Annotated in this window: 13 protein-coding genes; all 13 read right to left on the bottom strand. The window is 42.5% G+C overall.

From position 1 onward, the window contains the following. Window positions 1-21 precede the first annotated feature (21 nt). Window positions 22-828 carry a septum site-determining protein MinC gene (locus tag G608_RS0101435; protein ID WP_026494505.1) on the bottom strand — a complete coding sequence of 269 codons (807 nt, stop codon included), beginning with the start codon at window positions 826-828 and terminating at the stop codon, window positions 22-24. Window positions 829-922: 94 nt separating this feature from the next. Then, window positions 923-1873, bottom strand: a complete 951-nt coding sequence (tsf, locus tag G608_RS0101430) for a translation elongation factor Ts (RefSeq protein WP_026494504.1) — start codon at window positions 1871-1873, stop codon at window positions 923-925. A 53-nt stretch (window positions 1874-1926) separates the two neighbouring features. Continuing rightward, window positions 1927-2664, bottom strand: a complete 738-nt coding sequence (gene rpsB, locus G608_RS0101425; RefSeq protein WP_026494503.1) for a 30S ribosomal protein S2 — start codon at window positions 2662-2664, stop codon at window positions 1927-1929. Between the two features lie 223 nt (window positions 2665-2887). Further along, window positions 2888-3769, bottom strand: a complete 882-nt coding sequence (locus G608_RS0101420) for a hypothetical protein (RefSeq protein WP_026494502.1) — start codon at window positions 3767-3769, stop codon at window positions 2888-2890. Window positions 3770-3785: 16 nt separating this feature from the next. Next, window positions 3786-4907: a DUF6115 domain-containing protein gene (locus tag G608_RS0101415; RefSeq protein ID WP_026494501.1), complete on the bottom strand. Its 1122-nt coding sequence runs from the start codon at window positions 4905-4907 to the stop codon at window positions 3786-3788. A gap of 70 nt (window positions 4908-4977) precedes the next feature. Then, entirely contained in the window at window positions 4978-5343 is a 366-nt protein-coding gene (locus G608_RS19500; protein WP_051208698.1) for a hypothetical protein, read from the bottom strand. Between the two features lie 65 nt (window positions 5344-5408). Continuing rightward, the gene (locus G608_RS0101405; protein ID WP_026494500.1) at window positions 5409-6992 is read right to left on the bottom strand and encodes a FapA family protein; all 1584 of its coding nucleotides are present in this window, start codon (window positions 6990-6992) and stop codon (window positions 5409-5411) included. A gap of 21 nt (window positions 6993-7013) precedes the next feature. Continuing rightward, on the bottom strand, window positions 7014-7787 hold the full coding sequence (locus tag G608_RS0101400; protein ID WP_026494499.1) for a FliA/WhiG family RNA polymerase sigma factor: 774 nt from the start codon (window positions 7785-7787) through the stop codon (window positions 7014-7016). Window positions 7788-7803: 16 nt separating this feature from the next. After that, window positions 7804-8349 (bottom strand): hypothetical protein, encoded by a 546-nt coding sequence (locus G608_RS0101395; protein WP_026494498.1) that lies wholly within the window; start codon window positions 8347-8349, stop codon window positions 7804-7806. After that, the gene (locus tag G608_RS0101390) at window positions 8346-8831 is read right to left on the bottom strand and encodes a chemotaxis protein CheD (protein ID WP_026494497.1); all 486 of its coding nucleotides are present in this window, start codon (window positions 8829-8831) and stop codon (window positions 8346-8348) included. Before G608_RS0101390 ends, G608_RS0101395 begins: the two co-directional genes overlap by 4 nt. Before the next feature lie 11 nt (window positions 8832-8842). Further along, a complete protein-coding gene (locus G608_RS0101385) occupies window positions 8843-9481 on the bottom strand; it encodes a chemotaxis protein CheC (protein ID WP_026494496.1) in 639 nt (212 codons plus the stop codon). Window positions 9482-9508: 27 nt separating this feature from the next. Beyond that, entirely contained in the window at window positions 9509-9988 is a 480-nt protein-coding gene (locus G608_RS0101380; protein WP_026494495.1) for a chemotaxis protein CheW, read from the bottom strand. Between the two features lie 51 nt (window positions 9989-10039). Next, a complete protein-coding gene (locus G608_RS0101375; RefSeq protein WP_026494494.1) occupies window positions 10040-12199 on the bottom strand; it encodes a chemotaxis protein CheA in 2160 nt (719 codons plus the stop codon). Window positions 12200-12291: the final 92 nt, after the last annotated feature.

The raw sequence follows: 12291 nt of genomic DNA, 5'->3' as shown, positions 1-12291 counted from the left end.
CCTCCATACTTTAGATTATTTTTATATTAGTTTATTATCTCGCTTAAATGAAGGTCCGTAAGAATCCTTAACAACATGACCATTTAAAATGTAGGCCACTTCTGGAACCTTTTCAGTTACCTTCTTGCGGAATTTTCTTGTTTTAAGCTTTGGTCCTTTATCAGCGTCAGGAGAAATGGCTATTGCATTAGCTATCCTTATCTGAAGCGGATCCATTTCAAGAGCAAATACATAAGCGCTCTCATCACCACCGGCGCCGGCATATACGCTGCCTCTAAGGGCACCGAGAATAAAAATACTTCCATCTGATTCAACAGTAGCACCGGGCTTTACGTCTCCAAGAATGATAAGACTCTTCTTCTCATTCAATGTCATGCCCGAACGCATACTACCATAAATTATTCTGGCATCATCTCTGTCAGGAACAATATCCTGTAAAACACTTTCCGGTACTGTATCCTTTATCCCATCATAAGCTTCAGTCATTTCTGTTTGTAAAAAACTGTTATCTTCTGAAGAATATGTTATGTTTGAAGCCGCATTATCAGCTGAAAATCTGTTAAAAAGCTCGTTGGTATCCGGATCCTCACATATTACGCAGGTGATTGTAAGCTTACTGTTCTGAGCTATGATATCCAAAATCTGAGCTTCCTCATCATCACTAAGGATTCTGCCCTTTATCAATAATCCTACACTTACTCTACCGAAAAAAGAAGAAGATTCCCGGAATTTTGAAGCAATATCCTTGGTAAGATTTTCAAAAGAAATGTCTCTGTCAAGCTCAAGGATAATACCCGAACCGGTTCCTTTAATACTCACTGAACCCATCTGTTTTCATACTCTCCCTTGAAACTTTTAGTATAAAAGCCCTTGCCGCAAAAAAACGACAAGGGCATTTCTACAAAATATTTACGCAGTTTAATTACTGCATACCAGCCTGCTTTGCAACTTCTTCTGCAAAGTTCTCTTCTCTCTTCTCGATACCTTCGCCAGTCTCGAAACGAACGAATCTCTTGATAGAAAGGTTAGCGCCGTTCTCCTTAGCAACCTGTGCTACATACTGAGCAACAGTCTGCTTTCCATCTTCAGCCTTAACATAAACCTGCTGATTAAGGCAGATCTCTTTAAGCTCTTTCTGAAGACGACCCTCAAGCATCTTCTCAATGATCTGCTGAGGCTTTCTCTTTCCTTCAGGAAGCTCCTCGTTCTCCTTTGTAGCCTGAGCAAGAAGAATTTCCTTCTCATGGTTTCTGAACTCTTCAGAAACATCAGTCATATCAACATACTTAGGATAAAGAGCTGCAATCTGCATAGCAATGTTCTTGATAGCGTCCTTAATATTATCGTTAACAACATCTGTATCAGCCTCAACAAGAACTGAAATTCTTCCGCCACCGTGAACATAAGGTACTACGATACCATTCTCTGCAGTAACCTTCTCAAAACGACGAATGCTAAGCTTCTCGGAAATAACTGCTGTGATATCGATAAGTGCTTCCTTAACTGTTTTGGAAGAATCAACATTCCAAGCTTCTTCCATGAAGCTGTCCATATCCTTAGAATCAGACTCAACAGCCTGCTTAGCAACTGCCTCAACGAATGACTGGAACTGCTCATTCTTAGCAACGAAGTCAGTCTCTGAGTTAACCTCAACAACTGCTGCTGTCTTGTCATCCTTTACAGCGATTCTTGTAAGACCCTCAGCTGCGATACGGCTAGCCTTCTTCTCAGCCTTAGCCTGACCGTTCTTTCTAAGGAACTCTACTGCTGCATCCATATCACCGTTAGTCTCAGTAAGTGCCTTCTTGCACTCCATCATACCTGCACCGGTGGACTCACGTAACTCTTTTACCATTGCTGCTGTGATAGCCATCTATTTATATCCTCCGCGAATAATATTATTTAAAAAATTGAAGCTTAAATGGATTACTCCTCTGTCTCAGCCTCAGCAGCCTCTGCCTGCTCAGCTGTAAGTGCCTCAGCACCCTGATTTGCCTCGATAACAGCATCTGCCATCTTACCAACAAGAAGCTTTACTGCACGGATAGCATCATCATTACCAGGAATGATGTAATCAAGCTCTTCAGGATCACAGTTTGTATCACCGATACCGATAAGAGTGATTCCAAGCGACTCAGCTTCCTGGATGCAGATTCTTTCCTTCTTAGGATCTACTACGAAGATAGCATCAGGAATTCTCTTCATGTCACGAATTCCGCCAAGAACCTTGTTGAGCTTCTCATACTCTTTGTTGAGCTGAGCAACTTCCTTCTTGGGAAGTACTGCAAATGTGCCATCTTCCTGCATCTTCTCAAGCTTCTTAAGACGATCAATTCTGCTCTGGATTGTGCGGAAGTTTGTAAGCATACCACCAAGCCAACGCTCGTTTACATAGTACATACCGCAACGCTCAGCCTCTGTCTTAACAGCGTCCTGTGCCTGCTTTTTTGTACCAACAAAAAGAATTGTACCACCCTGCTGTGCGATCTCAAATACTGCCTTGTAAGCCTCGTCAACCTTAACAACTGACTTCTGAAGATCGATGATGTGGATACCATTTCTCTCTGTGAAGATGTAAGGAGCCATCTTAGGATTCCATCTTCTTGTCTGGTGTCCGAAATGTACACCTGCCTCAAGTAACTGTTTCATAGATACAACGCTCATGTTATTACCTCCATTTGGTTAATCTTCCGCATATCTTTGCCTTGTATCCCGGAGGGGCGTTATTTCCTTCGGAAGGTTCACATCCTATCTCAATGAATAAAAGACACCGGATGAAAAGTGGATATGCGTGTTTATTTGTGACTCTGTGAAAAAATGGCAATAAAAAAGCCCATAAACTCACAGCTTCAATAGAATACCATGATTTTGGGCTTTTGACAAGACATTATTTTGTTATAATCCTTGCTATCTCTTCAAAAGATGCTCCTTTAGGTATCTGCTTGGTACCTGATCTGATCTTTCTGTCGAGACCTGCATTAACTAGATAATTATTGAATGCAACTCCATCATCTATAATACCTGCTTCTCTTATGATTCTTGCACAGGTATCAGATTCACTTCCTCCGGGTATAACCACTACTACGTAATTAACATCTCCTGAAGAAGTCTGATTTTGATTAGTATCAGCTTCATTAGCCTGCTCTGCTACTGTATTTTCTGTGGTATCAGGAGTGTTAGCGGTTTCAGTATTTTCTGTAACTGCATTTTCTTCCGGTACCTGTTCCTCAACAGAACTGTTTTCAACAGATGCACTATCCGTTGCTTCACTTTCAGTCTTTACTGATTCATTATCAACTACTGAAGCTTCCGAATTCAGGCCATTGCTGTCTGAACTGCTTTCTACTGTTTCTGTGGATGCTTCCTGTGTGGCTTTGTCACCAGAGAGCGCAATATCCGGCTCGGCTTCAATGCTTTCGCTGCTTTCTCCAAGGTTGCTGCCTTCCTGCGTCTCTTTATCCATTTCCGGAACTGATTCACCTGTTTCAGACTCCCCTTGGTCGACTTCTTCAGAGATTTTTTCTCCTTGCGTATCCAACTGCGTATCGGATGAAGTTTCAACACTTTCTGCTATCTCCTGTGTAATTCTGGCTGACTCAGAATACTCCGATAAAGTATTCTCTGCTTCAACCATACCTAATTTTCTGGCTCTTTTAATAATCTCGTCGTCACTTATCTTGGCCGAAGAACCTGAAAGTGCGACTCCCATTATTATGGCTGTGAGTAAGACTCCCAGTCCCATCCCACGTAAATAATACTTAAGCTTCATTTCAGACCATTGCTCCTCACATAATAGAACTTCTATTCTTTTTATGCTTGCCGGCAAGATCTATAACAAGCTTTACCTCACCGATACCAAGCTTTAATTCTCTGGCTATAACTACAGCAGATTTACCTGCTTTATGCATATCAAGGATTCTCTGATTCCTTGAAGCAGGATCATTCGATACAGTCTGCGGCTGCGTCTCCATAGCTTCAGCTGCTTTCTTTCTTGAAGCATCGGATATGGAAACAACCTTCGCTGCAGAAACATTTCCCTCTTCCTTAACCACGGGAAGTTCTTCAATGGGCGGCATGTCATAGGACTCAGTCCTATCCTTAACAGGCGCCGTTTCATTATTTACAGGAACTGCATCAGCTTTCTCAGATTCGAATGTTTTCTCGGATTCGAAAGCTTTTTCAGACTCCGAAGTTCTCTCTTCATATTTTATTTCTTCTACTTCATTTATTTTAGGTTTTTCTTCACTGACAGGATTAACTTCCGGAGTGATCACATTACCTGCAAATGCTGTATCTGTACCAATAACTCTGTTCGCCGTTTTCTGAGCTGCAGCACTGTCTGCTCTGTCAAGAATATCCACAAGGGAAGAAAACTGCTTCTCATCTTCTTTTTTCTCATTATATGCAATGGCCTCAGAAGAAATATCAGCCTGCATTGCAGCTTCTTTTGCCTGTCTTGCTTTCTCTTCTGCCTGCTCGGCTGTAAGTACAGCCTCTTTTGCAGTCTGCTTAACCTCTTTGGCAGCACGATTAACCTCAGAAACTGTGTTCTTGAGGTTTTTATGCTTATCATTGAGCATGTCGTACATAAACATTACTTCATCATGATTTTTATGGATATCATTCATGACGGTATCTGAATACTCACTTATTGCAGACATTTTCTCGTTAGTGACTCTGTCCATAGCTCTTTCTGCTTTATTGATCGCCTCTTCTGTGCATTCATCAAGCATTTCATCAATCTGGCCCTGAGAATTACGGATAGCTTTTCTGACCATATCGTTAATCTTAGCTTCCGTCATCTCTTCATCCATATCGCTGAGGGCTGAGCCGTTCGGTATCAGATACCCTAATATAACCGCCAGGATTCCGACGATGATTAAAACAATTTCTGTAACACTTATCATAATATCCCCACTAGAAACACCGTATCCTTCTCCCTAAAAAAGATACAAATATAAAAATATTATAAAGTGTTCAGATTTTGAAGTCAAACCCTGAGGAAATATGCATATCAAGAGGCCTTCCATCGGACCCTATAAGAGTCTCGGAAAGCTTTCCTATATCTTCCTTGGTATGCTCCCTCTTTTTCTTTTCCCCCTTGCCGCCATTTCCGCTGTACTCGTTCTTACCTTTTTCTTTGGCGTCAAACTTTTCCTGCTTATTCTGGTCGGCATTTTCTTTTTCATTTACAGAGTTAGCCTTTTGATCTACTTCCTTGTCAAACTGAGTCTGAAAGGTGTTCTGATTAGTCATAGCTCGATTGTCTTCATTGGCTTTTATCTGCGCTATGTCATTTGTTCTGGCTATTGCCCCCTGAAAATCTATTCTTCCTATCGACATAGTTGCCTCCCTTCGGCCCTAACATCCCCTTTCTTAATAATTTTATCGGCTTTTAATACCTTTTATTATATAGCCCCTGTCTTCACATAACCATCCCTTAATTCAAATCTGCAATACTGAGATTGAGTCTTAAGAGTGGTGGTCTGATCCCCAATCTGAATAGTTGTTCCGGGATAAGCCGTATCCTCAACAATTACGTAGGCTTCCTTAGAATCTGCAAGCTTCTGTTGTATCTCTGCAAGTTCAGCGTTATTTTTCTCAAGCTGAGAAGTCAGCACCTTGTGCATGGTCATAAGCTGCTGCGCCTGCCTTGTCTGGTCCTGAGTCAGTGCTGCGCCGGAGCGAAGCCTTTTTGTTACAGAATCTATGGTTGGCGTTATTGTCTCTAGTCTCTTTTGAGAATCAGCGATAGCCTTTGTAAGCTCCCTCATGCGGATTTTGATACTGGGATCGGCACCTACTTCGATCAAAGTGCTGGCTCCCATCTCGCTTCCAAGAACCTTCGCCACTATTCTGTCAGTAGCGGTACACCTTCCACCTGCAATAAAGCCTCTTTTACCTGAAACTCTGATCTCAGTACCTGAAGAAACGGTGGAGTGCATTATGCTTTCACTGGTTATGGAGCCCTTTGCCGTAACTCTGGCATTTTCGATAAATTTCGTCACTATGTTACCACCGGCAGTTATATCGCCCTTGGACATACCGTTTATTCCGCGCTCCAAAATTATGTCATTACCGGCCTTTAAACTTGCGCCTTCAACAACACCCTTAACAATGATATTTGCACCGGCCCTTACTGAAAAGCCGGTTGCCACAGTACCTTTAACCTCAACACTTCCATCGTAATTGATATTACCGGTGGAAACATCAATGTTTTCAAACTGGATTACATTGCTGACTGTGACCTTACCTTCCTTCATGGTCACATGGCCATCGGCATCAGCATAAAGAACCAAACCGTCCTCTGACAGCTTGGTATTTTTTCCTGCCTTTATCTTTGTAGGCTTAACAGGGTGAGGTCTTAAGATTTCACCGTAGATATTTTGTCCCGGATCACCCAGATCTTCAGGGATAAGCATTGCCAGCTTATCACCTTTTTTCACATGATTGATCATGTTCAGATTAAAATAATCTACGCTTCCGTCTTCTCTCATTGTTGGCTTTGCGCGAAGGTTCATTTTAAAATTGTATTCAACCCTTGCATCACAGCCTTCTCTGGTCTTCCTGCCCTTGGCAACCACAAATTCCTTACAATATTCTCTGTTTCCAAAGAATTTCTGAATTGCCTCAGAATCAATACCAAAGGTAATTTCCCTGTAGGCAAGATCCTGAATAAATTCCTTCGGAGTCATAAGCTCTCCATCCTCTGAAGGCGCATAAAAAAATGCCGTGACTTGCATGCGGTCTCTTGAAATAGTGAGCTTATAGCTCTCTCTTTCAGGGTATGCCGGTGTATCATTCAAAATCACAAGCATACCATCCGCATTAGTCAGGGCATCATTTAAGACAGCAGGAACAAAGCTGATTGTACGGTCATCCAGATACTCTTTTACAGCATCATACTGAAGAGGTTCTCCTCCATCAGTTGGTGGAAAAACTCTTATGCCTGTATCCCTGCCGCCTGTAACCAACTGAAAATAACCGTTCATCACATCCTCCTAGGTAGAATATTACCTTAGCTCTGTCAGAATTCCTAAGTATTTTCCGAGTTTTTCTCTCATTTTCTGAAGTCCTCTGGTGTGGAGCTGCGATACACGCGATTCAGAAACTTCGAGTACGTTACTGATTTCCTTTAATGTCAATTCTTCATAATAATAAAGCAGAATAACTTTCTTCTCTTTATCCGTAAGAAGCTGCAGACTTTCTGCAAGCATTTTCTTAAGCTCTTCCTTCTCAAGAGCCTCTTCCGGCTTATCAAAACTGGAAGCAAGATTGTTACCATCTTCAGGCACATCGCTTCCCTGCTCCATGAATTCATTGAGCGATACAACGCCTGTAACCTTCATCTGGTTCTGCCAGTTAAGATATTCATCCTCTGAAATCCCAAGCTTGGCCGCAATTTCAGAATCAGAAGCCGGATGTCCAAGCTCCCTTTCAATGTCATGAATTGCGGTTTCAATCTTCTTCTGTTTTTGTCTGATAGTCCTGGGAATCCAATCCATTTTTCTTATCTGATCAAGGATTGCACCCCTTATTCTAACGCTGGCATAGGTCTCAAATTTGACATCTTTTAAAAGGTCAAACTTATCAATGGCATCAATAAGGCCAAAGATGCCATAACCTACAAGGTCATCATATTCAACGTTAAAACCCAAATACATGGAGAGTCGCCCCGCAACCAGTTTAACAAGCGGAGCATACTCCAAAATTAACTTTTCGCGAAGCTCAGGAGCCTTAGTCTTTTGATATTCACTCCAAAGCTTATTTCTTCCGGCTTCATCCATGTGTCAATAGTCCTTGTTAAAACTCGTCAGTATCATCGATACCAGCGAATTCGTCACTTTCCCCGAAATCCTCAAAGTCATTCGGATTATTTACCATTCCCTCTTCAGCTTCGAGCGCAGCCTGTTCTGCTGCAAGTCTCTCTGCTTCTGCCGCAGCCTCTAAAGCTGCAAGTTCGTCTGCCTCTCTTGCAGCTATTGCTTCTTCCTGAACACTGATTGCATCATCCCTCGCCTGAACCATTCCATTAAAGTGAGATACAAGCCATTCAAGAAGAAGTCCGGCCACTGTAAAAATCACAAGAGAAATGAAAAGTGTTGTAAGCCATTTGCCGATATCGTAATGCTGAAGGTAGGTAAAAATCGCTACGAACAAACTACCTGACAGCATTACAAAAGCGGTAATAAGTCTTGTCTTTGGCGCTTCCGTCCTGGCAATAACCTCAGTTCTTACATTTACTTTCTTCTCTTTTTCCTTTTTTGAATCTTCCGATTGTTCATCTGATTTTTTTTCAGATGTTTCTTCTAATTTTTCTTCGCTGTTTTCTTCTTCTACTTTGCTCATATAGTCTTTTCCGGCTTACCGACAGCTCTTATGACAAAATCACCGTTTTCCGGGTAGAAAATAACAGTTCTACCATAAGATTCACCTGTATCCTGTGCCAATATAGGTATGTTCAATTCCTTCAGCTTTTTTATTGACGCAGCTACATTCCTCTCGCCAACACGCATTGTTGCATTTGACGAGCTGAAGGCAAACATCTGCGCACCTCCGGCAATCTTGGCCACAAGCCTTGACCTGTTAGCCCCTTTTGCAACAACCTGTTTTATAAGTTCTTCGATACCTGTATCAGCAAATTTCGGAATGTTTGAGTTATTCTTAATTTCTTTGGAATCCGGTAGCATCACATGTGCGAGACCTCCAATTTTTGTAACCGGATCCCTCACTGCTATTCCTACACAGGAGCCAAGGCCCAATGTCGTTATTCCGTCAGGACTCACGCAAATATTAAGATCAGCCATACCAACCTTGATTATTTGGCTCATGCATTAGCTCCTTATCCTGTAACTGTGATATCACCCATACCAAGTGATGTCAGTATCTTACTGTAACCCTCCATATCCGGAAGCAGGATAAAATATCCACTGAGAGTTTCTGTATCAAAAAAGCTTGTCTCAATCAGCAAAATTTTATCACCCATCATACCGAACTCTATAGCCGGAACCGAAAGGATTGCACCGGCCATATCTATTGCGATAAATGGCACTGACGGTAAGAGCTTTAGATTGGTAATCATAGAAAGAGAATTCAGGTAAGAACCTGTAATAATGTTACCAACCTCTTTGATTGCTGAAAGCTCAGTCTCATCGAAAGGATCATTTTCGTCCTTATCCGTAATCCCCATGAGCATATTAACCAGATGTCTTGCAGCCTTCATCCCGAGCAGGAACATAATACTTCCGTTTATATCTCCCTCAACGCTAAGATATATACCGGTCATAATCTGCTCCGCTCCGCCCATAAGGTCGCCAACATCCTTAAAGTCAAGAAGCTTTACCTGTGGAACCGACATATCCACCTTCGTATTCAGCATCTGTGCAAGTGCAGTCGTAGCATTACCTGCGCCGATGTTTCCAAGCTCCTTGAGTACATCAAAGTATTGACTGGACAAATTGTCCAAACTCATCTCACTCAAAGATTTTCCTCCTCATATTTAAGCAATTTACGCTTTTGCCTTATCCTCTTCCATCTCAACCATGTTGAGATCAAGAATTGAAACGAGACCACCTTCGTATTTACCAACGCCACTGATAAAGCTGTTTATCTTCTTGCCCTTATCATTGCTGTAGGTTACTTTTTCAATACTCTTACTGCCAAGCGTAAGTACCTGATTAACCTGATCAACAATTATGCCAATGAGGGTATCCTCTTCAGCCTTAAGAATGATGATCCTGCTCTTATCAGTAATCTCATCAGGGTCCATTTCCATCTTGAGTCTTAAGCTCATTACAGGAACAATGACACCACGGATATTGATAACGCCCTTCAAATAATGAGCTACCTGAGGTACTCTTGTTATCTGCTGCATGCGCACAATATTGTCAATGTACTTAATATCTATTCCATACTGTTCTTCGCCAAGACGTATAACTATATACTGAATAAGTTCGCCAACGTCTTGAGTATCTCTAAGTTCATTCATAGTTATTTACCCTTTCCTGCGACTTTCGCCGCAATAATCACAAAGCTGAAGTTACGCGAGCTGGTTTGTATCGAGGATCAGAGCGATCTCACCATCACCAAGGATTGTAGCGCCGCTGATCATACGACATTTGCTCATATATTTGCCAAGTGGCTTGATAACGATTTCCTGCTGTCCCATCAGTTCATCGATTACAAGACCGATCTGCTGGTCACCCTTTCTGGTGATTACTACAACAAGATCCTCATCCTCAGCCTTTGTGCTTTCAGTTTCAAGAGCTCTGTTAACACGAATGATAGGTGTTACGTTACCGCGGAGGTTGATAACCTCTTTATTCTCAACCGTCTTAATATCTTCGGGAGCAACATCCTCAATACTCTGAATGGAATCAAGAGGAATAGCATATTTCTCATTTCCTACAATTACCATCAGAGCCTGAATAATAGCCAGTGTAAGAGGAAGTCTGATAATCCAAGTACTTCCTTCACCAAGCTTTGTCTTTACATCTACTTCACCGGACAAAGACTCAACCTTGGACTTAACAACGTCAAGACCAACACCTCTTCCGGAAATTTCAGATACCTGCTTTGCAGTGGAGAAGCCGGGATGGAAAAGAAGCTCTACAGCCTGCTTCTCTGACATTGAATCAGCCTGATCCTGGGTAATTACACCCTTTTCAATAGCCTTATTCTTAACTGCATCTGCATCGATACCATTACCATCATCACCTACCTCGATGACAACGCTGTTACCATCCTGGTACGCATGAAGGAAAATCTGTCCTTCTTCGGGCTTGCCACGCTCAGCACGAAGCTCTGCAGACTCAATACCATGGTCAGCACTGTTTCTAAGAAGGTGCATCAGAGGATCACCGATCTCATCAACCACGGTTCTGTCCATTTCAGTATCTTCACCGGTCATGGTCAGTTCCATCTTCTTGCCAAGTGATTTATTAAGGTCACGGATCATTCTCGGGAACTTCTGCAATACACTCTCGATAGGAACCATTCGAACTTTCATGACAGACTCATGAAGGTTGGTGGTTACACTCTCAAGGTACTCAATCTGTTCATTAACAGATCCGCTTACAATACCTGCTGAATTAGCTGCTGATATAAGTGAGTTCTTCGCGATAATAAGCTCACTTACAAGGTTCATCAGAACATCCAGCTTATCAATATCTACACGAACTGTGCGGTTAACAACCGGCTTGCCAACAGGCTTCTTGCCACCGGCATCCTTAGCTGCAGGTGCTGCTGCGGGCTTAGCTGCGGGTGCTGCTGCAGGTTTTGCTGCAGGTGCTGCTGCAGCCGGAGGTGCTGCGGGCGCTGCAGGTGCTGCTTCAGCTGCTGCAGGAGCCGGCTCAGCATCCTCAGTACTTCTTGCTGTACTGGGATCAAATTCACCAATCTCACAATCCTCGATTTCAGATACGTTCTTGACAATTTCTCTGATTTTACCAACATCATCCTCATCTGTGGTTATGATCATGCTGAAATTAAATTCAAATTTTTCATCTTCAATATCCTGGGTAGAAGGTTCAGAAGCCGCAATTTCACCGATTTCCTCAAGTCCCTTGAACACGAGGAATGCTCTTGCTGCTTTAAGAATACAGGAATCCTGAATTTTGACATTGATTCCAAAGATTTTCTTGCCACTTGCTTTAGCATCCTCAAGGCTACCCTTCGCATCAGGATCAAGCTTAATAGCTCTATAGTCCTTAGTAGGATCAGCATCAGGAGCAGATCCGTTTGCGGGAGCTGCTGCGGGTGCTGCCTCAGCTGCAGGTGCTGTCTCAGCTGCGGGAGCTGCTGCGGGCGCAGCTCCGCCACCTGCCCTTATATCTGCAAGCGCTTTAATCAGATTTGCGTTGGTCTCAGTTCCTTCGTCCTGTGACTCGGTGATATTATCAACGTAAGCCTGAATAGCATCAAGACACTGGAAAAGAGTGTCTATCATGCTGCTGTCAATTTTTAATGTGCCGTTACGCACATCAGAAAATACATCTTCCATATCATGGGTCAGATTCTGCATGTTTGTATAACCCATGGTTCCTGCCATTCCCTTCATGGAATGCGCAGAACGGAAGATATCATTAATAACATCTTCGTTCTCCGGATCCTGCTCAAGCTGCATGATTGCATCATTCAGTGTCTGCAGATGCTCCTTTGATTCGTCGAGAAAGACGCCTAGATACTGAGAAACATCCATAATCCCTTTACCTCCATAAGAAAAGCGAACGTCTTAGAGAAAGTAAGCTGGGATTAAGGATAATGTTCTGAAATCCGATTGAACAAGGAAGT

Origin of the sequence: Butyrivibrio sp. WCD3002 (assembly GCF_000424265.1) — a bacterium.
Taxonomy (GTDB): Bacteria; Bacillota; Clostridia; order Lachnospirales; family Lachnospiraceae; genus Butyrivibrio.
The sequence above is the reverse complement of the archived record's forward strand: the minus strand, read 5'-3'. Positions and strand labels throughout refer to the sequence as shown.